Source organism: Pseudomonas sp. AC169, assembly GCF_979258515.1.
In genome coordinates this window covers 1,843,186-1,866,762 of the sequence record NZ_OZ409866.1, presented here as the reverse complement: position 1 = coordinate 1,866,762, position 23,577 = coordinate 1,843,186, and the positions used below count along the sequence as shown (strand labels likewise).

The window sequence follows — 23,577 nt, the reverse complement described above, 5'->3', positions numbered from 1 at the left end:
GACTCTTGATCCCCTAAATTTGGCGGGAATTCGTTCCTGCCATTTTGCTTTTCTTGCAAGACAATAGCGTCGCAAGACAACAGTGGAGCTAGTAGATGGCAACTATCAACCAGCTGGTACGTCAGCCGCGTAAGCGTATCGTCGAGAAATCCGACGTGCCTGCGCTGCAGAACTGCCCGCAACGTCGTGGCGTGTGCACCCGTGTGTACACCACTACGCCGAAAAAACCTAACTCGGCACTGCGTAAAGTATGCCGTGTGCGCCTGACCAACGGTTTCGAGGTTTCCTCGTACATCGGTGGTGAAGGTCACAACCTGCAAGAGCACAGCGTGGTACTGATCCGCGGCGGTCGTGTAAAAGACTTGCCAGGTGTTCGTTACCACACCGTTCGCGGCTCCTTGGATACTTCCGGCGTTAAAGGCCGTAACCAGGGTCGTTCGAAGTACGGTACCAAGCGTCCGAAGTAATCGGCCGTTTTGCAGATTTTCATTTTATTGAGTCGATAAGAGTAAGGTCGGGCACGCATCCTTTGGATCTGTCCCGAGCTAACCTGAAGACCGCTTGAGGGCTTATCATGCCAAGACGTCGCGTAGCAGCAAAGCGTGAGATTCTGGACGATCCGAAATACGGAAGCCAGATCCTCGCCAAATTCATGAACCACGTTATGGAAAGCGGCAAGAAAGCCGTTGCCGAGCGTATCGTTTATGGTGCCCTGGAAACCGTTGCGACCCGTAAGGCTGGCACCGATCCCCTGGAACTCTTCGAAAAAGCACTCGACGCCATCGCTCCGCTGGTCGAAGTGAAGTCGCGCCGCGTTGGTGGTGCTACTTACCAGGTTCCGGTCGAGGTTCGTCCTTCCCGTCGTAACGCTCTGGCAATGCGCTGGTTGGTAGACTTCGCCCGTAAGCGTGGCGAGAAGTCTATGGCTCTGCGTTTGGCTGGCGAACTGCTGGATGCTGCTGAAGGTAAAGGTGCTGCTGTTAAGAAGCGTGAAGACGTGCACCGTATGGCTGAAGCTAACAAAGCTTTCTCGCACTACCGCTTCTAATTTTAGCTTCACTAATTTTGCGAGGGCTTTATGGCTCGTACTACTCCGATTAGCCGCTACCGTAACATCGGTATCGTCGCTCACGTGGATGCTGGTAAAACCACCACCACCGAGCGCGTCCTTTTTTACACCGGCAAAAGTCACAAAATGGGCGAGGTGCATGATGGCGCCGCGACCACAGACTGGATGGTGCAGGAGCAGGAGCGTGGTATTACCATTACTTCTGCTGCAATCACCGCCTTCTGGAAAGGTTCCGAGAAGCAGTACAAAGACGAGCATCGCTTCAACGTAATCGATACCCCGGGCCACGTTGACTTCACTATTGAAGTTGAACGCTCCCTGCGCGTACTCGACGGCGCTGTCGTCGTGTTCTGCGGTACTTCGGGTGTTGAGCCTCAGTCGGAAACCGTATGGCGTCAAGCCAACAAGTACGGCGTTCCACGTCTTGTTTACGTAAACAAGATGGACCGTGCTGGCGCCAACTTCCTGCGCGTGATCGGTCAGATCAAGCAGCGTCTGGGTCACACTCCGGTGCCAATCCAGTTGGCTATCGGTTCCGAAGACAACTTCCAGGGTCAGATCGATCTGATCAACATGCAAGCTGTCTACTGGAATGACTCTGACAAAGGTATGGTCCCTGTTCGCAAGGACATTCCTGCTGAGCTCCAAGAGCTGGCTGAAGAGTGGCGCAACAACATGGTCGAAGCTGCTGCTGAAGCCAACGAAGAGCTGATGAACAAGTACCTTGAAGGCGAAGAGCTGTCGATCGAAGAGATCAAGGCTGCTTTGCGTCAGCGTACTATCGCCGGCGAAATCGTTCTGGCTGTTTGCGGTTCTTCCTTCAAGAACAAGGGTGTTCCCCTGGTTCTCGACGCCGTTATCGACTTCCTGCCTGCACCGACCGACATTCCTGCGATCAAGGGTACTGACCCTGATAACGAGGAAATCGAGCTGGAGCGTCATGCAGACGATGCGGAGCCGTTCTCGGCTCTGGCGTTCAAGATCGCTACCGACCCATTCGTGGGTACCTTGACCTTCGTCCGTGTTTACTCGGGCGTGTTGAACTCCGGCGACGGCGTGATCAACTCGGTTAAAGGTAAAAAAGAGCGCGTGGGTCGTATGGTGCAAATGCACGCAAACGCCCGTGAAGAGATCAAGGAAGTACGCGCTGGTGACATCGCGGCCCTGATCGGCATGAAGGACGTCACCACTGGTGAAACCCTCTGCAACGCTGACAAGCCAATCATCCTGGTTCGCATGGACTTCCCGGAGCCGGTTATTTCGGTTGCCGTAGAGCCTAAGACCAAGGATGACCAGGAAAAAATGGGTATCGCTCTGGGCAAACTTGCTCAGGAAGACCCGTCTTTCCGCGTTAAAACTGATGAAGAGACTGGTCAAACGATCATCTCCGGCATGGGCGAGCTGCACCTGGACATCCTGGTTGACCGGATGCGCCGTGAGTTCAACGTCGAAGCCAACATCGGCAAGCCTCAGGTTTCGTATCGTGAGCGCATCACGAAGAACTGTGAAATCGAAGGCAAGTTCGTTCGTCAGTCCGGCGGTCGTGGTCAGTTCGGCCACTGCTGGATCCGTTTTGCTCCTGCTGACGAAGGTCAGGAAGGTCTGCAATTCGTGAACGAAGTTGTAGGTGGTGTGGTTCCTAAGGAATACATCCCGGCTATCCAGAAGGGTATCGAAGAGCAGATGAAGAACGGCGTTGTTGCCGGCTATCCGCTGATCGGCCTGAAGGCTACCGTGTTCGATGGTTCTTACCACGACGTCGACTCCAACGAGATGGCGTTTAAAGTGGCTGCCTCCATGGCGACCAAGCAGCTGGCCCAGAAGGGCGGTGGTGAGTTGCTTGAGCCGATCATGGCTGTAGAGGTTGTTACGCCTGAAGACTATATGGGTGATGTAATGGGCGACCTTAACCGTCGTCGCGGCATGATCCAGGGTATGGAAGACACAGTGTCCGGCAAGGTTATCCGCGCCGAAGTTCCACTGGGTGAGATGTTCGGTTATGCGACCGACGTTCGTTCCATGTCTCAGGGTCGCGCAAGCTACTCTATGGAATTCAAAAAATACGATACGGCTCCGTCGCACATCGTCGAATCCGTAACCAAAAAACAAGGCTGATTCAGCCCCTTTAGGCTAGGAGTTAATTGTCGTGGCTAAAGAAAAATTTGATCGTTCCCTACCGCACGTCAACGTTGGCACCATTGGTCACGTTGACCACGGTAAAACCACTCTGACTGCTGCTCTGACTCGCGTTTGCTCCGAAGTTTTCGGTTCTGCAATCGTTGACTTCGACAAGATCGACAGCGCTCCAGAAGAAAAAGCTCGCGGTATCACCATCAACACCGCTCACGTTGAGTACAACTCGACAATTCGTCACTACGCTCACGTTGACTGCCCAGGTCACGCTGACTACGTGAAGAACATGATTACTGGTGCTGCCCAGATGGACGGCGCGATCCTGGTTTGCTCGGCCGCTGATGGTCCGATGCCACAAACCCGTGAGCACATCCTGCTGTCCCGTCAGGTAGGCGTTCCGTACATCGTGGTTTTCCTGAACAAGGCTGACCTGGTAGACGACGCTGAGCTGCTGGAACTGGTTGAGATGGAAGTTCGCGACCTGCTGTCCACCTATGACTTCCCAGGCGACGACACTCCGATCATCATCGGTTCGGCTCGTATGGCTCTGGAAGGCAAAGACGACAACGAAATGGGCACCACTGCCGTTCGTAAACTGGTTGAAACTCTGGATACCTACATCCCTGAGCCAGTTCGTATGATCGACAAGCCATTCCTGATGCCGATCGAAGACGTGTTCTCGATCTCCGGTCGCGGTACTGTTGTGACTGGTCGTATCGAGCGCGGTATCGTTCGCGTTCAGGATCCACTGGAAATCGTTGGTCTGCGTGACACTACCGTCACCACCTGCACCGGTGTTGAAATGTTCCGCAAGCTGCTCGACGAAGGTCGTGCTGGCGAGAACTGCGGCGTTCTGCTGCGTGGTACCAAGCGTGACGACGTTGAGCGTGGTCAGGTTCTGGTTAAGCCGGGTTCGGTTAAGCCGCACACCAAGTTCACCGCAGAAGTTTACGTTCTGAGCAAGGAAGAAGGCGGTCGTCACACTCCGTTCTTCAAAGGCTACCGTCCACAGTTCTACTTCCGTACAACTGACGTGACTGGTAACTGCGAGCTGCCAGAAGGCGTTGAAATGGTAATGCCAGGTGACAACATTCAGATGACTGTTACCCTGATCAAAACCATCGCGATGGAAGACGGTCTGCGTTTCGCTATCCGTGAAGGCGGTCGTACCGTCGGCGCTGGCGTCGTAGCCAAAATCATCGAGTAATCTCTTTTATAGAGTTTGCTTGTTGAATTGAAAAGGCCCCCGCTCAGCGGGGGCTTTTTTATTGGGTTGACACCTATCTGGGGCGTCTATAGAATTGCGCCTCCTTTTAACGGGCGTATTGCGCTCGGTGGGAATAGCAGCCGGAGTCTGAAATCCAATGCAAAATCAGCAAATCCGTATCAGGTTGAAGGCTTTTGACCATCGCCTGATCGACCAATCAACCCAGGAAATCGTGGAAACCGCGAAACGTACTGGTGCTCAAGTGCGTGGTCCAATTCCACTGCCTACCCGTAAAGAGCGGTTCACCGTTCTGGTTTCTCCGCACGTCAACAAAGACGCGCGTGACCAGTACGAGATCCGCACTCATAAGCGCGTTCTGGACATCGTCCAGCCAACGGATAAAACCGTTGATGCACTTATGAAGCTTGATCTTGCGGCCGGTGTGGAAGTGCAGATCAGCCTCGGCTAAGACTCGGTCTTAGTCGTGTAACGCTCTGAAATGGGCGGCCATAGCGGGTGAAAGCCCCGTACACTCATGAGGTTTACAACATGACTATTGGTGTAGTCGGTCGTAAATGCGGTATGACCCGTATTTTCACCGAAGAAGGTGTCTCCATTCCGGTCACGGTCATTGAGATCGAACCGAATCGCGTCACCCAGTTCAAAACTGAAGAGACCGATGGCTATCGTGCAGTGCAAGTCACTGTCGGCGAGCGTCGTGCTTCGCGTGTAACAGCAGCTCAGGCTGGCCACTTCGCTAAAGCGAACGTTGCCGCTGGTCGCACTACCATGGAATTCCGTCTTGAAGAAGGCGAGTACCAGGCTGGCGATCTGATCAACGCTGAAATCTTTGCCGCTGGTCAACTGGTTGATGTAACCGGTCAGTCCAAAGGTAAAGGCTTCCAGGGTACGATCAAGCGTTGGAATTTCCGCGGGCAAGATAACACCCACGGTAACTCCGTATCCCACCGCGTCCCAGGCTCTATCGGCCAGTGCCAGACTCCTGGTCGTGTATTCAAGGGCAAAAAAATGTCCGGTCATATGGGCGCTGAGCGCGTGACCGTGCAGTCCCTGGAAGTAGTGCGCGTGGACGCTGAACGCAATCTGTTGTTGGTCAAGGGTGCTGTTCCTGGCGCTACTGGCGGCAACCTGGTTGTACGTCCAGCAGCCAAGGCTCGCGGTTAAGGGGAAGCTGACATGCAATTAAATGTAAATGACGCTCAAGCGATCGAAGTTTCCGAACTGACATTTGGCGGCGAATTCAACGAGACGCTGGTTCACCAAGCAGTCGTGGCCTACATGGCCGGCGGCCGTCAAGGTACCAAGCAGCAAAAGACCCGTTCCGACGTTCGTGGTGGCGGTAAGCGCCCATGGCGTCAGAAAGGTACTGGCCGTGCTCGTGCCGGTACTATCCGTAGCCCAATCTGGCGTGGCGGCGGTACCACTTTTGCAGCACGTCCACAGGATCACTCCCAGAAGCTGAACAAGAAGATGTATCGCGCAGCAATGCGTTCCATCCTTGCTGAGCTGGTGCGTACTGATCGTCTGGTCGTGGTTCAGGATTTCGCTGTTGAAACTCCGAAAACCAAAGATCTGCTGGGCAAGCTGAACAACATGAGCCTGACCGACGTTTTGATCGTGTCGGACGCTGTTGATCAGAACCTGTACCTGGCTGCTCGTAACCTGCCGCACGTAGATGTACGTGACGTTCAAGGTTCCGATCCAGTTAGTCTGATCGCATACGACAAGGTGTTGATCACCGTGTCGGCCGTGAAGAAATTCGAGGAGCTGCTGGGATGAACCAGGAACGCGTATTTAAAGTTCTGCTTGGCCCGCACGTTTCCGAGAAGGCTACGGTTCTGGCTGACAAGAAAGGCCAGTTCGTTTTCAAGGTTGCAACTGACGCAACCAAGCTGGAAATCAAGAAGGCCGTCGAAAGCCTGTTCAGCGTGAAAGTTGAGCGTGTTACTACCCTGAACGTTCTGGGTAAGAGCAAGCGCACAGCTCGCGGTCTGGGCAAGCGTAATGACTGGAAGAAGGCAGTTATCTCCCTTCAGCCAGGCCAAGATCTCGATTTCAGCAGCAGTGCTGAGTAAGGAAGGGGTGCATCATGGCAATCGTTAAATGCAAACCGACTTCCCCTGGCCGCCGTTTTGTGGTCAAGGTGGTCAACCAGGAGCTGCATAAAGGCGCTCCTCACGCACCGCTGCTCGAGAAAAAATCGAAGACTGGTGGTCGTAACAACAATGGCCGTATTACCACGCGTCACATCGGTGGTGGTCATAAGCAGCATTATCGTATGGTCGATTTCCGTCGCAACGACAAAGATGGCATCGTCGCCACTGTCGAGCGTATCGAATACGATCCAAACCGTACTGCTCACATCGCACTGCTCTGCTACGCAGACGGCGAGCGCCGCTACATCATCGCCCCTAAAGGCGTGAGTGCTGGCGACCAGCTGATCGCAGGCGCTCTGGCTCCAATCAAGCCAGGCAACGCTCTGCAACTGCGCAACATTCCAGTTGGTTCTACCGTACACGGCATCGAACTGAAGCCAGGTAAAGGCGCACAGATCGCTCGTTCCGCTGGTGCTTCGGCTCAGCTGATCGCTCGTGAAGGCGTTTACGTTACCCTGCGTCTGCGTTCCGGTGAAATGCGTAAAGTACTGGCTGAATGCCGTGCGACCCTGGGCGAAGTCTCGAACTCCGAGCACAGCCTGCGTTCGCTGGGTAAAGCTGGTGCCAAGCGCTGGCGTGGCGTTCGCCCAACCGTTCGTGGTGTTGCCATGAACCCGGTTGACCACCCACATGGTGGTGGTGAAGGTCGTACCTCTGGTGGTCGTCATCCGGTATCGCCATGGGGCTTCCCGACTAAGGGCGCGAAGACTCGTGGTAATAAGCGTACCGACAAAATGATCGTCCGTCGTCGCAAGTAAATAGAGGGATACGACAGTGCCACGTTCTCTGAAAAAAGGTCCTTTTATTGATCTTCACCTACTGAAGAAGATCGAAGTGGCGGCGGAAAAGAACGATCGCAAACCAATTAAGACTTGGTCGCGTCGTTCGATGATCCTGCCACAAATGGTCGGTCTGACCATCGCAGTACACAACGGTCGTCAGCACGTCCCAGTTCTCGTTAACGAAGACATGGTCGGCCACAAACTGGGCGAGTTCGCCGGTACCCGCAACTATCGCGGGCACGTGGCTGACAAGAAAGCCAAGCGTTAAGGGGTTAGGAAATGGAAGTAGCCGCTAAGTTGTCGGGCGCTCGAATCTCCGCCCAGAAAGCCCGCTTGGTCGCCGACCAGATCCGCGGGAAGAAGGTGGGCGAAGCGCTCAACTTGTTGGCTTTCAGCAGTAAGAAAGCCGCCGAGATCATGAAGAAAGTGCTGGAGTCGGCCGTAGCCAACGCCGAGCATAACGAAGGCGCAGACGTTGATGACCTGAAGGTCAGCACCGTTTTCGTCAACGAAGGGCGTTCGCTGAAGCGCATCATGCCACGTGCCAAAGGCCGTGCTGATCGCATCGTCAAGCGGTCTTGCCATATCACTGTCAAGGTTGCTGACAAGTAACGGAGTCGAAGAGATGGGTCAGAAAGTACATCCCATTGGCATTCGCCTGGGAATCGTCAAGGAGCACACCTCCGTCTGGTACGCAGACGGTCGGACTTATGCGGACTACTTGTTCGCAGATCTGAAAGTGCGTGAGTATCTCCAAGACAAACTAAAAAGCGCGTCCGTAAGCCGTATCGATATCCATCGTCCGGCCCAAACTGCACGTATCACCATCCACACCGCTCGTCCAGGTATCGTTATCGGGAAGAAAGGTGAAGATGTTGAGAAACTGCGTCAGGACCTGACCAAGCAAATGGGTGTGCCTGTGCACATCAATATCGAAGAGATCCGCAAGCCGGAGCTCGACGGTATGCTGGTTGCGCAGAGCGTAGCTCAGCAGCTGGAGCGTCGTGTAATGTTCCGTCGCGCTATGAAGCGCGCAGTTCAGAACGCCATGCGCATTGGTGCCAAGGGCATCAAAATCCAAGTGAGCGGTCGTCTCGGCGGTGCTGAAATCGCACGTACTGAATGGTATCGCGAAGGTCGTGTGCCATTGCACACCCTGCGTGCCGACATCGACTATGCCAACTACGAAGCTCACACCACTTACGGTGTGATCGGTGTAAAGGTTTGGATCTTCAAAGGCGAAGTAATTGGTGGTCGCCAAGAAGAGCTGAAACCACAAGCACCAGCGCCTCGTAAAAAAGCTGCTAAGTAAGGGGTACGCCAAATGTTGCAACCTAAGCGTACGAAGTTCCGCAAGCAGATGACAGGCCACAACCGTGGTCTGGCTCAGCGCGGTAGCAAAGTCAGCTTCGGCGAGTTCGCGTTGAAGTCTGTAGCTCGTGGTCGTCTCACCGCTCGTCAGATCGAGTCAGCGCGTCGTGCTCTGACCCGTCACGTTAAACGTGGCGGCAAGATCTGGATCCGTGTATTCCCGGACAAGCCTATTTCCAAAAAGCCCCTCGAAGTTCGTATGGGTAAAGGTAAGGGTAGTGTGGAGTACTGGGTTGCCCAGATTCAGCCAGGCAAAGTCCTGTATGAAATCGAGGGTGTTTCTGAAGAGCTGGCGCGTGAGGCTTTTGCCCTGGCTGCTGCAAAGCTGCCGCTCGCCACCGCCTTTGTTAAACGGACGGTGATGTGATGAAAGCGAATGAACTTCGTGAAAAATCCGCACAGCAGCTGAACGAGCAACTGCTCGGCTTGCTGCGCGACCAGTTCAATCTGCGTATGCAGAAAGCAACTGGCCAGTTGGGGCAGTCTCATCTGCTCTCGCAAGTTAAGCGTGACATCGCTCGCGTGAAGACTGTGCTCAACCAGCAGGCAGGTAAGTGATCATGGCTGAAGCCGAAAAAACTGTCCGTACGCTGACTGGCCGTGTTGTCAGCGACAAGATGGACAAAACCATCACCGTATTGATCGAGCGTCGCGTAAAGCACCCGATCTACGGTAAATACGTTAAGCGTTCGACTAAGCTGCACGCGCACGACGAAACCAACCAGTGCCACATCGGCGACAAAGTCACTATTCGTGAAACTCGTCCTATGGCCAAGACCAAGTCTTGGGCGCTGGTTGATGTTCTCGAACGCGCTGTGGAAGTCTAAGGACTAGGGGTCGGAGAAATTATATGATTCAGACTCAATCCATGCTCGATGTGGCCGATAACAGCGGCGCTCGCCGTGTTATGTGCATCAAGGTGCTGGGTGGCTCCCATCGTCGTTACGCTGGTATCGGTGACATCATCAAAGTTACCGTGAAGGAAGCAATTCCTCGCGGTAAAGTGAAAAAAGGCCAAGTGATGACTGCTGTTGTAGTCCGCACTCGTCACGGCGTACGTCGTGCTGATGGCTCCATTATCCGCTTTGATGGCAACGCTGCTGTTCTTCTGAACAACAAGCAAGAGCCGATCGGCACCCGTATCTTTGGGCCAGTGACCCGTGAACTTCGTACTGAGAAGTTCATGAAGATCGTCTCGCTCGCCCCAGAAGTGCTGTAAGGAGATCCGACATGCAAAAGATTCGTCGTGACGACGAGATCATCGTGATCGCCGGCAAAGACAAAGGTAAGCGCGGTAAGGTGCTTAAGGTTCTTGCTAATAACCGTCTGGTTATCAGCGGTCTGAACCTGGTCAAGCGTCATACCAAGCCTAACCCGATGTCGGGCGTGCAAGGCGGTATCGTCGAAAAAGAAGCTCCACTGGACGCTTCTAACGTCGCCATTTTCAACGGCGAAACCAACAAGGCTGACCGCGTTGGTTTCAAAGTAGAAGACGGCAAGAAAATTCGTGTCTTCAAGTCGACCCAAAAAGCGGTTGATGCTTGAACACTGCTAGGTAGAAGACCATGGCACGACTAAAAGAGATTTACTGGAAGGAAATCGCACCGAAGCTTAAGGAAGAACTTAAGCTTTCGAACGTGATGGAAGTTCCACGCGTTACAAAAATCACCCTGAACATGGGTCTGGGCGAAGCTGTTGGTGACAAAAAAGTCATCGAGCATGCTGTTGCTGACCTGGAAAAGATCACCGGCCAAAAAGTCGTTGTGACCTACGCTCGTAAATCTATCGCTGGCTTTAAAGTCCGTGAAGGATGGCCGATCGGCGTCAAGGTGACTCTGCGCCGTGAGCGTATGTATGAGTTCCTGGATCGTCTGCTGTCGATCTCCCTGCCTCGGGTTCGCGACTTCCGCGGCCTGAATGCCAAGTCCTTCGACGGTCGTGGTAACTACAGCATGGGCGTGAAAGAGCAGATCATTTTCCCGGAAATCGACTACGACAAGATCGATGCTCTCCGCGGTCTGGACATTACCCTGACCACCACTGCCAAGAACGATGATGAAGGCCGCGCTTTGCTGCGTGCTTTCAAATTCCCGTTCCGCAACTGATTGGAGTAGGAAAATGGCCAAGAAGAGCATGAAAAACCGTGAGCTGAAGCGTCAGCTCACCGTTGCCAAGTACGCCACCAAGCGTGCAGCGCTGAAAGCTATCATCGTTGATCTGAACGCAAGTCCAGAAGCGCGTTGGGAAGCTACCGTAGCTCTGCAGAAGCAACCACGTGACGCAAGCGCTTCGCGCATGCGTAACCGTTGCCGTCTGACTGGTCGTCCGCACGGCGTTTACCGCAAGTTCGGCCTTGGCCGTAACAAGCTGCGTGAAGCTGCAATGCGTGGTGACGTACCAGGTCTGGTTAAAGCCAGCTGGTAATTGCTGTCAAAGTCTCGATGTTCGGGTTCGCAAGAACCTGACCATCGGTGGCCTTGAATCTGAATCAAGCCCCTTTTGGGGCTTGATTCATTTCTGGGGTGTGTCTAGAATGACCGGCTCGCCTGAGCCCGTGTTTTTCATACCCGGAAGTTCTCGGCGACAAGTAGTAGCCGCAAGGCTAATTTTTCTGTATTAGGAGCGTCTAGCCCATGAGTATGCAGGACCCGTTAGCGGACATGCTAACTCGAATCCGTAATGCCCAGATGGCTGAAAAGTCTGTCGTAAGCATGCCGTCTTCCACGTTGAAGGCTGCTGTAGCAAAAGTCCTGAAGGACGAAGGTTACATCGCGGATTTTCAGATCACCACCGACGCTAAGCCGTCGCTGTCCATCTCGCTGAAGTACTTCGAAGGCCGTCCGGTTATCGAAGAAGTGAAGCGCGTTAGTCGTCCAGGCCTGCGTCAGTACAAGTCCGTTGAAGATCTGCCGAAAGTTCGTGGCGGTCTTGGCGTGTCTATCGTCTCCACCAACAAAGGTGTGATGACGGATCGTGCTGCGCGCGCTGCCGGTGTCGGCGGCGAAGTTCTTTGCACTGTGTTCTAAGGGGGGATAAGCATGTCTCGCGTCGCTAAGAACCCCGTTAAGCTGCCAGCCGGTGTCGAAGTAAAATTCGCAGGCCAACAGCTTTCGGTGAAGGGTGCCAAGGGTACTCTTGAACTGAACATCCATTCGTCCGTTGAGATTGTTGAAGAAGCTGGTGAGCTGCGTTTCGCTGCTCGCAATGGCGATCAACAAACTCGCGCAATGGCCGGTACCACGCGTGCGTTGGTAAACAACATGGTCCAAGGCGTAAGCCAAGGCTTCGAGCGCAAGCTCCAGCTGGTCGGTGTTGGTTACAAAGCGCAAGCAAAAGGCACGGTTCTGAACCTTGCCCTTGGCTTCTCGCACCCAGTGGATTACGAACTGCCGGAAGGCATCACCGCTGAGACCCCTAGCCAGACCGATATCCTGATCAAGGGCATCGACAAGCAGCTGGTAGGTCAAGTGGCCGCTGAGATCCGCGACTTCCGTCCACCAGAGCCGTACAAAGGCAAAGGTGTGCGCTACGCGGACGAAGTCGTCCGTCGTAAAGAAGCCAAGAAGAAGTAGGGCATAGCAAATGACCGACAAAAAAGTTACTCGACTGCGTCGCGCTCGCAAAGCACGCCTGAAAATGCACGAACTCGAAGTCGTGCGTCTCTGCGTGTTCCGCTCGTCGCAGCACATCTACGCCCAGGTCATCTCGGCCGACGGCAACAAAGTCCTGGCAAGTGCCTCGACTTTGGATAAAGAACTGCGTGATGGCGCCACTGGCAACATCGACGCGGCCACAAAGGTTGGCCAGCTGGTCGCTACGCGTGCTAAGGCCGCTGGCGTCTCGCAAGTGGCTTTCGACCGCTCTGGCTTCAAGTACCACGGCCGCGTTAAAGCGCTGGCTGATGCTGCTCGTGAAGCTGGGCTGGAGTTCTAAGTTATGTCAAATAACGACCAAAAGCGCGACGAAGGCTACATTGAGAAGCTGGTTCAAGTTAACCGCGTAGCCAAAACCGTTAAAGGCGGCCGTATCTTCACTTTCACCGCGTTGACCGTGGTTGGTGATGGTAAAGGGCGTGTTGGCTTCGGCCGTGGCAAGTCGCGTGAAGTGCCTGCTGCGATCCAGAAGGCAATGGAAGCTGCTCGCCGCAACATGATCCAAGTTGATCTGAACGGCACCACTCTGCAGTACGCAATGAAGTCCGCTCACGGCGCTTCGAAGGTGTACATGCAGCCTGCTTCTGAAGGTACCGGTATCATCGCTGGCGGCGCTATGCGTGCTGTCCTCGAAGTTGCTGGCGTTCAGAACGTTCTGGCCAAGTGCTACGGCTCGACTAACCCGGTAAACGTGGTTCACGCCACTTTCAAAGGTTTGAAAGCTATGCAGTCTCCTGAATCCATTGCCGCCAAGCGTGGCAAAAGCGTCAAGGAGATCTTCTGATCATGGCTACCGTTAAAGTAACGCTGATCAAAAGCATGACCGGCCGCATCCCTAACCACAAACTGTGCGTTAAGGGTCTGGGTCTGCGTCGCATCGGTCACACTGTAGAAGTCCAGGATACTCCCGAGAATCGCGGGATGATCAACAAGGCTTACTACATGCTGCGTGTCGAGGGTTAATCGATGAAACTCAATGATCTGAGTCCAGCGCCGGGTTCCCGTCGCGAAAAGCATCGTCCGGGCCGTGGTATCGGTAGCGGTTTGGGTAAGACTGGTGGCCGTGGTCACAAAGGTCAGACCTCCCGCTCCGGTGGCACCATTGCTCCAGGCTTTGAAGGCGGTCAACAGCCGCTGCATCGTCGCCTGCCGAAGTTCGGTTTCGTTTCCCTGAAAGCCATGGACCGCGCAGAAGTGCGTCTGTCCGAGCTGGCTAAAGTGGAAGGCGACATCGTCACCGTGCAGTCCCTGAAAGATGCCAACGTGATCAACGTCAACGTACAGCGTGTGAAAATCATGCTGTCCGGTGAAGTGACTCGCGCTGTCACTATCGGCAAGGGAATCGGCGCCACCAAAGGTGCGCGTGCGGCTATCGAAGCAGCTGGCGGCAAGTTCGAGGAATAAATGGCTAAGCAAGGTGCTCTCTCTGCGCTCGGCAAAGGCGGTATGTCTGAACTCTGGGCTCGTCTGCGTTTTCTGTTCCTGGCGATTATCGTCTACCGAATAGGCGCACACATCCCGGTTCCAGGTATCAACCCGGACCGACTCGCAGACCTGTTTCGACAGAATGAGGGGACCATTCTTAGCTTGTTCAACATGTTCTCTGGCGGCGCGCTAGAACGGATGAGCATCTTTGCACTGGGGATCATGCCGTACATTTCGGCATCGATCATCATGCAACTGATGACCGCCGTCAGCCCGCAGCTGGAGCAGTTGAAGAAGGAAGGTGAAGCTGGCCGTCGCAAGATCAGCCAGTACACCCGCTACGGCACCGTCATCCTCGCTCTCGTTCAGGCTATTGGCATGTCCATTGGTCTGGCGGGGCAGGGTGTTGCGTTCACTGGTGACTTTGGCTTCCATTTCGTCGCGGTATCCACTTTTGTGGCTGGTGCGATGTTCATGATGTGGCTGGGTGAGCAGATTACTGAGCGTGGTGTAGGCAACGGTATCTCGATGTTGATTTTTTCGGGTATCGTCGCCGGTCTTCCGAGAGCAATCGGGCAGTCTTTCGAGTCTGCACGTCAGGGTGATATCAACATCTTCGCCTTGGTTGCCATCGGTTTGCTGGCAGTAGCGATTATCGGTTTCGTGGTGTTCATTGAGCGTGGTCAGCGTCGTATTGCTGTTCACTACGCCAAGCGTCAGCAGGGCCGCAAGGTTTTTGCTGCGCAGACTAGCCACCTACCGTTGAAGGTGAACATGGCCGGTGTTATTCCGGCTATTTTCGCGAGCAGCATTTTGCTGTTCCCGGCTTCGTTGGGTGCCTGGTTCGGTCAGTCTGAAGGTATGGGCTGGTTGCAGGACATCTCGCAGTCGATCGCTCCTGGTCAGCCGTTGAATATTCTGCTGTTTAGTGCAGGGATTATTTTCTTCTGCTTCTTCTATACGGCGTTGATGTTCAATCCGAAAGACGTAGCGGAAAACCTGAAGAAGTCCGGTGCCTTTATTCCGGGCATCCGTCCAGGTGAGCAGTCTGCGCGCTATATTGATGGCGTTCTGACTCGCTTGACCATGTTCGGTGCTCTTTACATGACGGCCGTGTGCCTGTTGCCCCAGTTCCTGGTGGTTGCAGCAAACGTTCCGTTCTACCTTGGCGGGACCTCGTTGCTGATCGTGGTCGTGGTTGTGATGGACTTCATGTCCCAAGTACAATCGCACCTCGTTTCGCACCAGTACGAATCCCTGATGAAGAAAGCCAACCTGAAGGGTTACGGCAGCGGCATGTTGCGCTGAGTACCCATAAGGTTCGAGGAGTTGGTGATGAAAGTTCGTGCATCGGTGAAAAAGCTGTGCCGTAACTGCAAGATTATTCGCCGCGAAGGTGTTGTTCGAGTAATTTGCAGCGCGGAACCGCGTCACAAACAGCGCCAAGGCTGAGTGTGATCTGCTTGAAGCCCGGCAGCTAGTGCGCTGCCGGGTTGATTATTTGTTATTACAGCGATATTATCTCGCGCCCTATTTCTTGGCTTCCGGGGCGTAGGTAGCTGTCAATTGGAGTCCCACTGAATGGCCCGTATTGCAGGCGTTAACATTCCAGATAACAAGCACACTGTTATCTCGCTGACCTACATCTATGGTGTTGGTCGCACTACTGCGCAGAAAATTTGCGCAGAGACTGGGGTAAACCCAGCCGCAAAGATTAAAGATCTGAGCGACGAGCAGATTGAGCAGTTGCGTGGCGAAGTGGCGAAGTTCACCACTGAAGGTGACCTGCGTCGCGAAATCAACATGAAAATCAAGCGTTTGATGGACCTCGGTTGCTACCGTGGTCTGCGTCATCGTCGTGGTCTTCCAGTACGCGGTCAGCGTACCAAGACTAACGCGCGTACCCGTAAAGGTCCGCGTAAGCCGATCCGCAAGTAATCGCCCACGCGAATCGACAGGAAATTAATCATGGCAAAACCTGCTGCTCGTCCTCGTAAAAAAGTTAAAAAGACAGTGGTTGATGGCATCGCCCACATCCATGCTTCTTTTAACAACACCATCGTGACCATCACCGACCGTCAAGGTAACGCGCTTTCTTGGGCTACCTCCGGTGGTTCGGGTTTCCGCGGTTCCCGCAAGTCCACCCCGTTTGCTGCTCAAGTAGCTGCTGAACGTGCTGGTCAAGCTGCGCTGGAATATGGCCTGAAAAACCTCGACGTTAACGTCAAAGGTCCAGGTCCAGGTCGTGAGTCCGCTGTCCGTGCATTGAACGGCTGTGGCTATAAGATCGCCAGCATCACCGACGTGACGCCAATCCCGCACAACGGGTGCCGTCCGCCGAAGAAGCGCCGCGTGTAATCCAGGAGATTGTAAAGAATGGCTCGTTACATTGGTCCAAAATGCAAACTCGCTCGTCGCGAAGGCACCGATCTCTTCCTGAAGAGCGGCGTGCGCGCGATCGAATCGAAGTGCAACATTGAAGCAGCACCTGGTATCCACGGCCAACGCCGCGGTCGCCAGTCCGATTACGGCACCCAACTGCGTGAAAAGCAGAAGGTCCGTCGTATCTACGGCGTTCTCGAGCGTCAATTCAGCGGCTACTACAAAGAAGCTGCTGGCAAGAAAGGTGCAACCGGTGAAAACCTGCTGCAACTGCTCGAATGCCGTCTGGACAACGTTGTATACCGTATGGGCTTTGGTTCGACTCGTGCCGAATCCCGTCAGCTGGTATCGCACAAGTCGATCAGCGTTAACGGTCAGACCGTAAACGTTCCGTCGTATCAGGTTCGTGCTGGTGACGTGGTTGCAGTTCGCGAGAAAGCAAAAAACCAACTTCGCATTGTCCAAGCTCTCGATCTGTGTGCCCAACGTGGCCGCGTAGAATGGGTAGAAGTAGACACTGAGAAGAAGTCGGGCGTTTTCAAGAACGTTCCTGCTCGCAGTGATCTGTCCGCCGACATCAACGAAAGCCTGATTGTCGAGCTCTACTCCAAGTAAGGGCTAGAAAATAGGTGCATCCATGCAGATTTCGGTAAATGAGTTCCTGACACCCCGCCACATTGATGTGCAGGTTGTCAGTCCAACCCGCGCCAAGATCACTCTCGAGCCTCTCGAGCGTGGTTTTGGCCACACCCTGGGCAACGCGCTGCGACGCATCCTGTTGTCCTCAATGCCCGGCTGCGCAGTAGTCGAGGCCGAGATTGACGGTGTGCTCCACGAGTACAGCGCCATCGAAGGTGTACAGGAAGACGTAATTGAAATCCTGTTGAACCTTAAAGGTCTGGCCATCAAGCTGCACGGTCGTGACGAAGTTACGCTGACCTTGTCGAAGAAGGGTTCGGGGGTGGTTACCGCTGCCGATATTCAGCTGGATCATGATGTCGAGATCGTTAATCCCGATCACGTAATCGCTAACCTGGCGTCTAACGGCGCCCTGAACATGAAGCTCACCGTAGCTCGTGGTCGTGGTTATGAACCAGCCGACTCGCGTCAGAGCGATGAAGACGAAAGCCGCAGCATCGGTCGCTTGCAGCTTGACTCTTCGTTCAGCCCGGTTCGCCGTATTGCATACGTGGTGGAAAACGCCCGTGTCGAGCAGCGTACCAACCTGGACAAGCTGGTTATTGATCTGGAAACCAACGGTACTCTGGATCCTGAAGAGGCTATCCGCCGCGCTGCAACCATCCTGCAACAGCAGTTGGCTGCGTTCGTCGACCTCAAGGGTGACAGTGAGCCAGTGGTTGTCGAGCAGGAAGACGAGATCGATCCGATCCTGCTTCGCCCGGTTGACGATCTGGAACTGACTGTACGTTCGGCTAACTGCCTTAAGGCGGAAAACATCTACTACATCGGCGACCTGATTCAGCGTACCGAAGTAGAGCTGTTGAAGACTCCGAACCTGGGCAAGAAATCCTTGACTGAAATCAAGGACGTTCTGGCCTCCCGCGGTCTGTCCCTCGGCATGCGCCTCGACAACTGGCCGCCTGCAAGTCTTAAGAAGGACGACAAGGCGACTGCCTGATCGTCGTAATCACCGAACGTAGTGTTTGGTAAGGAATGAACCATGCGTCATCGTAAAAGTGGTCGTCACCTGAGCCGCACCAGCTCGCACCGCAAGGCCATGTTCCAAAACATGGCGGTGTCGCTGTTCGAGCACGAGCTGATCAAAACTACTCTGCCAAAAGCCAAAGAACTGCGTCGCGTTGCTGAGCCGCTGATCACTCTGGCCAAGACAGACAGCCTGGCTAACCGCCGTCTGGCTTTCGACCGTACTCGTTCGAAAGCTATCGTTGGTAAGCTCTTCAACGACCTGGGCAAGCGTTACGCTACCCGTGAGGGTGGCTACCTGCGCATCCTCAAGTGCGGTTTCCGCGCTGGCGACAACGCGCCTATGGCGTACGTCGAGTTGGTTGATCGTGCTACTGCTGGCGAAGCTGTATCCGCCGAGTAAGACGTCAGTCTGAAACGAAGAACCGGGCCTAGTGCCCGGTTTTTTGTGTCTGCAAGAAAATGCGCTGTTCGTACAAGCTTCTGACACCATTCAGTTGTCATTATGGGCTGGGAAATATAATTAGTAATTATCTATCGATGTCTACGAGTTAATGAATTTGTAGGTGTAACGTTGATGATCAATACTTCCCACCAAGCCGATTAGCCGGCAGTTCCAAGACTGACAGAGGAAGAAGACCGTATGAGCCAGATCAAAACGCTTACGACCGCCAGTGGCGCTCCTGTCGCTGATAATCAGAATTCTCGCTCCGCCGGCCCTCGTGGCCCGCTGCTGCTCGACGATTTTCACTTGCTCGAGAAGCTTGCCCATTTCAACCGTGAAAACATTCCTGAGCGCCGAGTACACGCTAAAGGCTCGGGTGCATACGGTACCTTCACCGTGACTCGCGACATTACTGAGTACACCAGCGCCAAACTGTTCGAAACTGTCGGCAAGCAAACTCCGACGTTCCTGCGTTTCTCGACGGTAGGTGGTGAGCGCGGTTCAGCCGATACCGAACGCGATCCGCGCGGTTTTGCGCTGAAGTTCTACACTGAGGAAGGCAACTGGGACATCGTTGGCAACAACACGCCGGTGTTCTTCATTCGCGATCCACTGAAATTCCCTGACTTTATCCACACGCAAAAACGTCTGCCGCAAAGCAACCTGAAAAGCGCGCAGATGATGTGGGACTTCTGGTCGCATTCGCCTGAAGCACTGCACCAGGTGACCATTCTGTTCTCCGACCGTGGCATTCCTGACGGTTACCGGCACATGCACGGCTTCGGCAGCCACACTTACAGCCTGATCAGCGCCCAAGGCGAGCGTCACTGGGTGAAATGGCACTACAAAACCAAACAGGGCATCAAGAATCTCGCCCCCGCAGATGCAGCACGTCTGGCCGGCACTGATCCGGATTACGCCCAGCGCGATCTGTTCGAAGCGATTGAGCGCGGCGATTTCCCGAAATGGCGCGTATGCATCCAGATCATGACTGAGGCCCAGGCCGCAGCGCATTACGAGAACCCGTTTGACGTGACCAAGACCTGGTCGCAGAAGGAGTTTCCGCTGATCGAAGTCGGTGAGCTGGAGCTGAACCGCAACCCGCTGAACTACTTCGCTGAAGTTGAGCAGGCGGCGTTCGGCCCGAGCAACATGGTGCCAGGCGTTGGTCTCTCGCCGGACCGCATGCTGCAAGGTCGCGTATTCGCTTACGCCGATGCACACCGCTACCGTGTCGGCACCAATCACCAGCAGTTGCCGGTGAACGCGCCACGTAGTCCGGTGAACACTTACCAACGTGATGGCTCAATGGCGTTTGGCAGCAATGGTGGTGCTGCGCCTAACTACGAACCGAACAGCTACATCGAATCGCCGAAACAAGCTCCGCATTACGCCGAGCCTGCGCTGGCCCTGAGCGGTGCAGCTGATCGCTACGATCACCGCGAAGACACCGATTACTACAGCCATGCCGGTGCGCTGTTCCGCCTGATGAGTGACGAGCAGAAAGCGTTGCTGGTCAGCAACATCGCTGGTGCGATGGGCGGAGTTTCGACTGATGTAGTCGATCGCCAGTTGCAGCATTTCTACAAGGCCGACCCGGCGTATGGAGAAGCAATCGCAAAGCTGCTCAACGTACAGCTTAACGAAGTCTAAACGAGAAGCAGAACCGCCCTCATTTGGGCGGTTTTTGCGTTATTTAGGCTGGTTTTCTAAGAATATCTTCGCTTTTATTGCGCGAATCGGGTGACCTTCCGGTCAGGTTGGTTCAAACTACAGACTTTCAAGTAGGGAGATGTAGGGCGATGCAAGGCCACCCAGACGTAATCGATTACCTCAACACGTTGCTGACCGGCGAACTGGCCGCGCGTGATCAATATTTCGTTCATTCGCGGATGTATGAGGACTGGGGGTTCACCAAGCTCTACGAGCGAATCAACCACGAGATGGAAGAAGAAGCGGGCCATGCTGATGCGTTGATGCGCCGGATTCTGATGCTCGAAGGTACGCCGCGCATGCGTCCGGATGACTTGGATGTTGGCACCACTGTTCCGGAGATGCTTGAAGCGGATCTGCGCCTTGAGTACAAAGTCCGCGCTGCGCTGTGCAAAGGCATCGAACTCTGCGAACAGCACAAAGATTATGTCAGCCGCGAGATCCTGCGGGTTCAGCTCAACGATACCGAAGAAGATCACACTTACTGGCTGGAAAAGCAGTTGGGCCTGATCAAGCTTATCGGTCTCGAGAACTACCTGCAGTCCCACGCGTCCTGATTGCAGGAGATATAAAAAAGCCCCTGTCACTGATGAAGTGACAGGGGCTTTTTCATGCTTGGCGTTTAAGCCCGATCACGGATCAGCAACGGCTTGAGGTAATGGCCTGTGTGAGATTGCTTCATCTCGGCCACATCCTCAGGCGTGCCGGTGGCAATGATCTGCCCACCTTTGGAGCCACCCTCTGGCCCGAGATCGACCAGCCAGTCGGCCGTCTTGATCACGTCGAGGTTGTGTTCGATCACCACCACGGTGTTGCCGTGGTCGCGCAGGCGGTGCAGGACGTCGAGCAATTGCTGGATATCCGCAAAGTGCAACCCGGTGGTTGGCTCGTCGAGGATGTACAGGGTCTTGCCGGTGTCACGCTTGGACAGCTCTCGCGACAACTTGACCCGCTGCGCTTCACCACCGGACAACGTCGTCGCCGACTGGCCGAGCTTGATGTACGACAGGCCGACGTCCATCAACGTTTGTAGTTTGCGCGCCAGCGCCGGCACCGCGTCGAAGAACACCCGGGCCTCTTCGATGGTCATCTCGAGGGTTTCGTGGATGCTCTTGCCCTTGTATTTGATTTCAAGGGTTTCGCGGTTGTAGCGCTTGCTCTTGCACACGTCGCACGGCACGTAGATGTCCGGCAGGAAGTGCATTTCCACCTTGATCAGACCATCGCCCTGACACGCTTCGCAACGACCTCCCTTGACGTTGAACGAAAAACGCCCTGGGCCGTAGCCGCGAGAGCGAGACTCGGGCACGCCGGCAAATAGTTCGCGGATCGGCGTGAACAACCCGGTGTACGTCGCCGGATTGGAGCGCGGTGTACGACCGATCGGGCTCTGGTCGATGTCGACGACTTTGTCGAGATGCTCCAGGCCTTTGATGCTGTCGTGCGCCGCTGCTTCCAGGGTGGTCGCGCCGTTGAGAGCCGTGGCGCTCAGCGGGAACAGCGTGTTGTTGATCAGCGTTGATTTGCCCGAGCCGGACACGCCGGTGACGCAAGTCAGCAAGCCAATCGGGATGTCCAGGTCGACATTGCGCAGGTTGTTGCCACGCGCGCCTTTGAGCGACAGATTGAGTTTCTTGTTGCGCGGCGTACGTTTGGCCGGCACCTCGATCTTCACCCGGCCCGACAGGTATTTACCGGTGAGGGAATCAGGGTGTGCCATGACTTCGGCCGGGGTACCTTCGGCAACGATCTGCCCGCCATGCACACCGGCACCCGGGCCGATATCCACGACATAGTCCGCCAGGCGAATCGCGTCTTCGTCGTGCTCGACCACAATCACCGTGTTGCCGATATCGCGCAAATGTTTGAGCGTGCCAAGGAGTCGATCATTGTCACGCTGGTGCAAGCCAATGGACGGTTCGTCGAGGATGTACAAAACCCCCACCAGGCCTGCGCCGATCTGGCTGGCCAGACGAATCCGTTGCGCCTCGCCACCGGACAGGGTGTCTGCACTGCGATCGAGCGACAGATAATCGAGACCGACGTTGACGAGGAACTGCAGGCGCTCACGGATTTCCTTGAGGATCTTGTCAGCGATCTCGCCACGGCGGCCGGTCATCTTCAGCTCGCCGAAGTATTCGCAGGCATCGCCGATCGGCAGATTGGTCACCGCTGGCAGCGTTTTCTCGCCAACCCACACGTGCCGCGCTTCACGACGCAGGCGCGTGCCGCGGCAGTCTGGGCAGGACTGAGTGCTGAGGAACTTGGCCAGCTCTTCGCGCACGCTCGCCGACTCGGTTTCGCGGTAGCGGCGCTCCAGGTTCGGCACGATGCCCTCGAACGGGTGCGAGCGTTTGACGATATCGCCACGGTCGTTGAGGTATTTGAAGTCGACGTTCTGCGAGCCGCTGCCATGCAGGATGAATTTCTGCTGATCGGCCGGCAGTTCGTTGAACGGTACTTCGAGGCTGAAGCCGTAGTGCGAGGCCAGTGAACCGAGCATCTGGAAGTAATAGACGTTGCGCCGGTCCCAACCGCGAATCGCTCCCTCGGCCAAGGTTAGATCGCCGTTGACCAGCCGCTTGATGTCGAAGAACTGCTTCACGCCTAGGCCATCGCAAGTCGGGCAGGCACCGGCCGGGTTGTTGAAGGAGAACAGCTTCGGCTCCAGCTCGCTGATCGCATGGCCGCAAATCGGGCAGGCGAAGCGCGCGGAGAAGATCATCTCTTCGCCCGGCTCGTCGTCCATCGGCGCGACCAGGGCGATGCCGTCTGCCAGTTTCAGCGCGGTCTCAAAAGACTCGGCCAGGCGCTGCTGCAAATCGGCGCGAACCTTGAAGCGGTCGACGATCACATCGATCGAGTGCTTCTTCTGTTTATCCAGTTTCGGCAGTTCGTCGAGCTCGCAGATACGGCCATTGACGCGGGCGCGAACGAAACCCTGGGCGCGCAGCTCTTCGAAGACCGAAAGGTGTTCGCCTTTGCGCTCGCGGATCACCGGCGCCAGCAACATCAGTTTGCTGCCTTCCGGCTGCGCAAGGACCAGATCGACCATCTGGCTGACGGTCTGCGCTTCCAGCGGAATGTCGTGATCCGGGCAGCGCGGCGTACCCACGCGAGCATAGAGCAGACGCAGGTAGTCGTAGATTTCGGTGATGGTGCCGACCGTGGAGCGCGGGTTGTGCGAGGTCGACTTCTGTTCGATGGAGATCGCTGGCGACAGGCCTTCGATGGTGTCGACGTCAGGTTTTTCCATCATCGACAGGAACTGGCGGGCATAGGCCGACAGCGATTCGACATAGCGGCGCTGACCTTCGGCGTACAGCGTATCGAAGGCCAGGGACGACTTGCCGGATCCGGACAGGCCGGTGATGACGATCAGCTTGTCCCGTGGCAGGGTCAGGTCGATGTTCTTCAGGTTGTGGGTACGGGCCCCACGTATCAGGATCTTGTCCAAAGTGGCCTCGCTCGGCGGGCGTCGAAAACGTAGGAGTATACGGGCAAATACTGGATGGATGCACACTATCAAACGAAGGGTTTTTAGCCCTGGATGAA

35 protein-coding genes are annotated in these 23,577 nt (G+C 55.1%); 34 read left to right on the top strand and 1 reads right to left on the bottom strand.

What is annotated here, in order from left to right:
- The first annotated feature begins 95 nt into the window (after positions 1–95).
- The 34 genes from rpsL to bfr all read left to right on the top strand — a co-directional run bounded on the left by rpsL (position 96) and on the right by bfr (position 20,579).
- Positions 96–467, top strand: a complete 372-nt coding sequence (rpsL, locus tag ACZZ0G_RS08535) for a 30S ribosomal protein S12 (protein ID WP_003186084.1) — start codon at positions 96–98, stop codon at positions 465–467.
- A gap of 107 nt (positions 468–574) precedes the next feature.
- On the top strand, positions 575–1,048 hold the full coding sequence (rpsG, locus tag ACZZ0G_RS08530; protein ID WP_007916467.1) for a 30S ribosomal protein S7: 474 nt from the start codon (positions 575–577) through the stop codon (positions 1,046–1,048).
- 30 nt (positions 1,049–1,078) lie between these two features.
- Positions 1,079–3,184, top strand: a complete 2,106-nt coding sequence (fusA, locus tag ACZZ0G_RS08525; RefSeq protein WP_016984188.1) for an elongation factor G — start codon at positions 1,079–1,081, stop codon at positions 3,182–3,184.
- 31 nt (positions 3,185–3,215) lie between these two features.
- Positions 3,216–4,409 carry an elongation factor Tu gene (tuf, locus tag ACZZ0G_RS08520; protein ID WP_095188538.1) on the top strand — a complete coding sequence of 398 codons (1,194 nt, stop codon included), beginning with the start codon at positions 3,216–3,218 and terminating at the stop codon, positions 4,407–4,409.
- Positions 4,410–4,566: 157 nt separating this feature from the next.
- Positions 4,567–4,878, top strand: coding sequence for a 30S ribosomal protein S10 (gene rpsJ / locus ACZZ0G_RS08515; protein WP_003186070.1), 312 nt, complete (start codon positions 4,567–4,569; stop codon positions 4,876–4,878).
- A gap of 80 nt (positions 4,879–4,958) precedes the next feature.
- Complete coding sequence (gene rplC / locus ACZZ0G_RS08510; protein WP_003228738.1) at positions 4,959–5,594, top strand: 50S ribosomal protein L3; 636 nt, start codon at positions 4,959–4,961, stop codon at positions 5,592–5,594.
- A 12-nt stretch (positions 5,595–5,606) separates the two neighbouring features.
- Complete coding sequence (gene rplD / locus ACZZ0G_RS08505; protein WP_007918468.1) at positions 5,607–6,209, top strand: 50S ribosomal protein L4; 603 nt, start codon at positions 5,607–5,609, stop codon at positions 6,207–6,209.
- Positions 6,206–6,505, top strand: coding sequence for a 50S ribosomal protein L23 (gene rplW, locus ACZZ0G_RS08500; RefSeq protein WP_002555488.1), 300 nt, complete (start codon positions 6,206–6,208; stop codon positions 6,503–6,505). Before rplD ends, rplW begins: the two co-directional genes overlap by 4 nt.
- Before the next feature lie 14 nt (positions 6,506–6,519).
- Positions 6,520–7,344 (top strand): 50S ribosomal protein L2, encoded by an 825-nt coding sequence (gene rplB / locus ACZZ0G_RS08495; protein WP_003228734.1) that lies wholly within the window; start codon positions 6,520–6,522, stop codon positions 7,342–7,344.
- Positions 7,345–7,360: 16 nt separating this feature from the next.
- The gene (gene rpsS, locus ACZZ0G_RS08490) at positions 7,361–7,636 is read left to right on the top strand and encodes a 30S ribosomal protein S19 (protein WP_011336172.1); all 276 of its coding nucleotides are present in this window, start codon (positions 7,361–7,363) and stop codon (positions 7,634–7,636) included.
- Positions 7,637–7,647: 11 nt separating this feature from the next.
- Positions 7,648–7,980, top strand: coding sequence for a 50S ribosomal protein L22 (gene rplV, locus ACZZ0G_RS08485; RefSeq protein ID WP_003103908.1), 333 nt, complete (start codon positions 7,648–7,650; stop codon positions 7,978–7,980).
- 13 nt (positions 7,981–7,993) lie between these two features.
- Positions 7,994–8,680, top strand: a complete 687-nt coding sequence (gene rpsC / locus ACZZ0G_RS08480; protein WP_003176422.1) for a 30S ribosomal protein S3 — start codon at positions 7,994–7,996, stop codon at positions 8,678–8,680.
- Between the two features lie 12 nt (positions 8,681–8,692).
- Positions 8,693–9,106, top strand: a complete 414-nt coding sequence (rplP, locus tag ACZZ0G_RS08475; RefSeq protein WP_007896757.1) for a 50S ribosomal protein L16 — start codon at positions 8,693–8,695, stop codon at positions 9,104–9,106.
- Positions 9,106–9,297: a 50S ribosomal protein L29 gene (gene rpmC / locus ACZZ0G_RS08470; RefSeq protein WP_002555481.1), complete on the top strand. Its 192-nt coding sequence runs from the start codon at positions 9,106–9,108 to the stop codon at positions 9,295–9,297. The genes rplP and rpmC overlap by 1 nt, the downstream gene beginning before the upstream one ends.
- 2 nt (positions 9,298–9,299) lie before the next feature.
- Positions 9,300–9,566 carry a 30S ribosomal protein S17 gene (gene rpsQ, locus ACZZ0G_RS08465; RefSeq protein WP_003194644.1) on the top strand — a complete coding sequence of 89 codons (267 nt, stop codon included), beginning with the start codon at positions 9,300–9,302 and terminating at the stop codon, positions 9,564–9,566.
- Positions 9,567–9,589: 23 nt separating this feature from the next.
- Positions 9,590–9,958 (top strand): 50S ribosomal protein L14, encoded by a 369-nt coding sequence (gene rplN, locus ACZZ0G_RS08460; RefSeq protein ID WP_002555479.1) that lies wholly within the window; start codon positions 9,590–9,592, stop codon positions 9,956–9,958.
- Positions 9,959–9,969: 11 nt separating this feature from the next.
- Complete coding sequence (gene rplX, locus ACZZ0G_RS08455) at positions 9,970–10,284, top strand: 50S ribosomal protein L24 (protein ID WP_008081905.1); 315 nt, start codon at positions 9,970–9,972, stop codon at positions 10,282–10,284.
- A 20-nt stretch (positions 10,285–10,304) separates the two neighbouring features.
- Entirely contained in the window at positions 10,305–10,844 is a 540-nt protein-coding gene (gene rplE, locus ACZZ0G_RS08450; protein WP_003176415.1) for a 50S ribosomal protein L5, read from the top strand.
- Positions 10,845–10,857: 13 nt separating this feature from the next.
- Positions 10,858–11,163, top strand: a complete 306-nt coding sequence (gene rpsN / locus ACZZ0G_RS08445) for a 30S ribosomal protein S14 (protein ID WP_003228726.1) — start codon at positions 10,858–10,860, stop codon at positions 11,161–11,163.
- A gap of 209 nt (positions 11,164–11,372) precedes the next feature.
- Positions 11,373–11,765: a 30S ribosomal protein S8 gene (gene rpsH, locus ACZZ0G_RS08440; protein WP_016772944.1), complete on the top strand. Its 393-nt coding sequence runs from the start codon at positions 11,373–11,375 to the stop codon at positions 11,763–11,765.
- A gap of 12 nt (positions 11,766–11,777) precedes the next feature.
- On the top strand, positions 11,778–12,311 hold the full coding sequence (gene rplF, locus ACZZ0G_RS08435) for a 50S ribosomal protein L6 (RefSeq protein WP_003176412.1): 534 nt from the start codon (positions 11,778–11,780) through the stop codon (positions 12,309–12,311).
- 10 nt (positions 12,312–12,321) lie between these two features.
- A complete protein-coding gene (rplR, locus tag ACZZ0G_RS08430) occupies positions 12,322–12,672 on the top strand; it encodes a 50S ribosomal protein L18 (RefSeq protein ID WP_003186037.1) in 351 nt (116 codons plus the stop codon).
- Between the two features lie 3 nt (positions 12,673–12,675).
- Positions 12,676–13,176, top strand: coding sequence for a 30S ribosomal protein S5 (gene rpsE / locus ACZZ0G_RS08425; protein ID WP_003186035.1), 501 nt, complete (start codon positions 12,676–12,678; stop codon positions 13,174–13,176).
- A 2-nt stretch (positions 13,177–13,178) separates the two neighbouring features.
- On the top strand, positions 13,179–13,355 hold the full coding sequence (gene rpmD, locus ACZZ0G_RS08420; protein ID WP_003176408.1) for a 50S ribosomal protein L30: 177 nt from the start codon (positions 13,179–13,181) through the stop codon (positions 13,353–13,355).
- Positions 13,356–13,358: 3 nt separating this feature from the next.
- On the top strand, positions 13,359–13,796 hold the full coding sequence (gene rplO, locus ACZZ0G_RS08415) for a 50S ribosomal protein L15 (RefSeq protein WP_003228720.1): 438 nt from the start codon (positions 13,359–13,361) through the stop codon (positions 13,794–13,796).
- Positions 13,797–15,125, top strand: coding sequence for a preprotein translocase subunit SecY (secY, locus tag ACZZ0G_RS08410; RefSeq protein WP_077574735.1), 1,329 nt, complete (start codon positions 13,797–13,799; stop codon positions 15,123–15,125).
- A 27-nt stretch (positions 15,126–15,152) separates the two neighbouring features.
- Positions 15,153–15,269 carry a 50S ribosomal protein L36 gene (gene rpmJ / locus ACZZ0G_RS08405; RefSeq protein WP_002555468.1) on the top strand — a complete coding sequence of 39 codons (117 nt, stop codon included), beginning with the start codon at positions 15,153–15,155 and terminating at the stop codon, positions 15,267–15,269.
- A 129-nt stretch (positions 15,270–15,398) separates the two neighbouring features.
- A complete protein-coding gene (gene rpsM, locus ACZZ0G_RS08400; RefSeq protein WP_009045849.1) occupies positions 15,399–15,755 on the top strand; it encodes a 30S ribosomal protein S13 in 357 nt (118 codons plus the stop codon).
- Between the two features lie 30 nt (positions 15,756–15,785).
- Positions 15,786–16,175: a 30S ribosomal protein S11 gene (gene rpsK / locus ACZZ0G_RS08395; RefSeq protein WP_002555466.1), complete on the top strand. Its 390-nt coding sequence runs from the start codon at positions 15,786–15,788 to the stop codon at positions 16,173–16,175.
- A gap of 18 nt (positions 16,176–16,193) precedes the next feature.
- Positions 16,194–16,814, top strand: coding sequence for a 30S ribosomal protein S4 (gene rpsD, locus ACZZ0G_RS08390; protein WP_003176404.1), 621 nt, complete (start codon positions 16,194–16,196; stop codon positions 16,812–16,814).
- A 22-nt stretch (positions 16,815–16,836) separates the two neighbouring features.
- The gene (locus ACZZ0G_RS08385; protein WP_003186012.1) at positions 16,837–17,838 is read left to right on the top strand and encodes a DNA-directed RNA polymerase subunit alpha; all 1,002 of its coding nucleotides are present in this window, start codon (positions 16,837–16,839) and stop codon (positions 17,836–17,838) included.
- A 42-nt stretch (positions 17,839–17,880) separates the two neighbouring features.
- Entirely contained in the window at positions 17,881–18,267 is a 387-nt protein-coding gene (gene rplQ / locus ACZZ0G_RS08380; RefSeq protein ID WP_003176402.1) for a 50S ribosomal protein L17, read from the top strand.
- Between the two features lie 240 nt (positions 18,268–18,507).
- Positions 18,508–19,962: a catalase gene (locus ACZZ0G_RS08375; RefSeq protein ID WP_463555877.1), complete on the top strand. Its 1,455-nt coding sequence runs from the start codon at positions 18,508–18,510 to the stop codon at positions 19,960–19,962.
- A gap of 149 nt (positions 19,963–20,111) precedes the next feature.
- On the top strand, positions 20,112–20,579 hold the full coding sequence (gene bfr / locus ACZZ0G_RS08370) for a bacterioferritin (RefSeq protein WP_016983567.1): 468 nt from the start codon (positions 20,112–20,114) through the stop codon (positions 20,577–20,579).
- A 65-nt stretch (positions 20,580–20,644) separates the two neighbouring features.
- On the opposite strand, the gene uvrA is transcribed toward bfr, so the two are convergent.
- Positions 20,645–23,479, bottom strand: a complete 2,835-nt coding sequence (gene uvrA, locus ACZZ0G_RS08365; protein ID WP_108226292.1) for an excinuclease ABC subunit UvrA — start codon at positions 23,477–23,479, stop codon at positions 20,645–20,647.
- Positions 23,480–23,577: the final 98 nt, after the last annotated feature.

Excerpts from the sequence above, each read along its gene's own strand:
- rplD (WP_007918468.1), top strand. The coding sequence starts at position 5,607 with ATGCAATTAAATGTAAATGACGCTCAAGCGATCGAAGTTTCCGAACTG.
- rplE (WP_003176415.1), top strand. The coding sequence starts at position 10,305 with ATGGCACGACTAAAAGAGATTTACTGGAAGGAAATCGCACCGAAGCTT.
- rpsM (WP_009045849.1), top strand. The coding sequence starts at position 15,399 with ATGGCCCGTATTGCAGGCGTTAACATTCCAGATAACAAGCACACTGTT.
- rpsK (WP_002555466.1), top strand. The coding sequence starts at position 15,786 with ATGGCAAAACCTGCTGCTCGTCCTCGTAAAAAAGTTAAAAAGACAGTG.
- rpsH (WP_016772944.1), top strand. The coding sequence starts at position 11,373 with ATGAGTATGCAGGACCCGTTAGCGGACATGCTAACTCGAATCCGTAAT.
- rplV (WP_003103908.1), top strand. The coding sequence starts at position 7,648 with ATGGAAGTAGCCGCTAAGTTGTCGGGCGCTCGAATCTCCGCCCAGAAA.
- bfr (WP_016983567.1), top strand. The coding sequence starts at position 20,112 with ATGCAAGGCCACCCAGACGTAATCGATTACCTCAACACGTTGCTGACC.
- rpsE (WP_003186035.1), top strand. The coding sequence starts at position 12,676 with ATGTCAAATAACGACCAAAAGCGCGACGAAGGCTACATTGAGAAGCTG.
- rpsG (WP_007916467.1), top strand. The coding sequence starts at position 575 with ATGCCAAGACGTCGCGTAGCAGCAAAGCGTGAGATTCTGGACGATCCG.
- rplW (WP_002555488.1), top strand. The coding sequence starts at position 6,206 with ATGAACCAGGAACGCGTATTTAAAGTTCTGCTTGGCCCGCACGTTTCC.
- rpsD (WP_003176404.1), top strand. The coding sequence starts at position 16,194 with ATGGCTCGTTACATTGGTCCAAAATGCAAACTCGCTCGTCGCGAAGGC.
- rplB (WP_003228734.1), top strand. The coding sequence starts at position 6,520 with ATGGCAATCGTTAAATGCAAACCGACTTCCCCTGGCCGCCGTTTTGTG.
- fusA (WP_016984188.1), top strand. The coding sequence starts at position 1,079 with ATGGCTCGTACTACTCCGATTAGCCGCTACCGTAACATCGGTATCGTC.
- rplF (WP_003176412.1), top strand. The coding sequence starts at position 11,778 with ATGTCTCGCGTCGCTAAGAACCCCGTTAAGCTGCCAGCCGGTGTCGAA.
- rplX (WP_008081905.1), top strand. The coding sequence starts at position 9,970 with ATGCAAAAGATTCGTCGTGACGACGAGATCATCGTGATCGCCGGCAAA.
- rpmC (WP_002555481.1), top strand. The coding sequence starts at position 9,106 with ATGAAAGCGAATGAACTTCGTGAAAAATCCGCACAGCAGCTGAACGAG.
- rpsN (WP_003228726.1), top strand. The coding sequence starts at position 10,858 with ATGGCCAAGAAGAGCATGAAAAACCGTGAGCTGAAGCGTCAGCTCACC.
- ACZZ0G_RS08375 (WP_463555877.1), top strand. The coding sequence starts at position 18,508 with ATGAGCCAGATCAAAACGCTTACGACCGCCAGTGGCGCTCCTGTCGCT.
- rplN (WP_002555479.1), top strand. The coding sequence starts at position 9,590 with ATGATTCAGACTCAATCCATGCTCGATGTGGCCGATAACAGCGGCGCT.
- rplP (WP_007896757.1), top strand. The coding sequence starts at position 8,693 with ATGTTGCAACCTAAGCGTACGAAGTTCCGCAAGCAGATGACAGGCCAC.
- rpsC (WP_003176422.1), top strand. The coding sequence starts at position 7,994 with ATGGGTCAGAAAGTACATCCCATTGGCATTCGCCTGGGAATCGTCAAG.
- ACZZ0G_RS08385 (WP_003186012.1), top strand. The coding sequence starts at position 16,837 with ATGCAGATTTCGGTAAATGAGTTCCTGACACCCCGCCACATTGATGTG.
- rplQ (WP_003176402.1), top strand. The coding sequence starts at position 17,881 with ATGCGTCATCGTAAAAGTGGTCGTCACCTGAGCCGCACCAGCTCGCAC.
- secY (WP_077574735.1), top strand. The coding sequence starts at position 13,797 with ATGGCTAAGCAAGGTGCTCTCTCTGCGCTCGGCAAAGGCGGTATGTCT.
- rplR (WP_003186037.1), top strand. The coding sequence starts at position 12,322 with ATGACCGACAAAAAAGTTACTCGACTGCGTCGCGCTCGCAAAGCACGC.
- rplO (WP_003228720.1), top strand. The coding sequence starts at position 13,359 with ATGAAACTCAATGATCTGAGTCCAGCGCCGGGTTCCCGTCGCGAAAAG.
- rplC (WP_003228738.1), top strand. The coding sequence starts at position 4,959 with ATGACTATTGGTGTAGTCGGTCGTAAATGCGGTATGACCCGTATTTTC.
- rpsJ (WP_003186070.1), top strand. The coding sequence starts at position 4,567 with ATGCAAAATCAGCAAATCCGTATCAGGTTGAAGGCTTTTGACCATCGC.
- rpsQ (WP_003194644.1), top strand. The coding sequence starts at position 9,300 with ATGGCTGAAGCCGAAAAAACTGTCCGTACGCTGACTGGCCGTGTTGTC.
- rpmJ (WP_002555468.1), top strand. The coding sequence starts at position 15,153 with ATGAAAGTTCGTGCATCGGTGAAAAAGCTGTGCCGTAACTGCAAGATT.
- rpsL (WP_003186084.1), top strand. The coding sequence starts at position 96 with ATGGCAACTATCAACCAGCTGGTACGTCAGCCGCGTAAGCGTATCGTC.
- rpmD (WP_003176408.1), top strand. The coding sequence starts at position 13,179 with ATGGCTACCGTTAAAGTAACGCTGATCAAAAGCATGACCGGCCGCATC.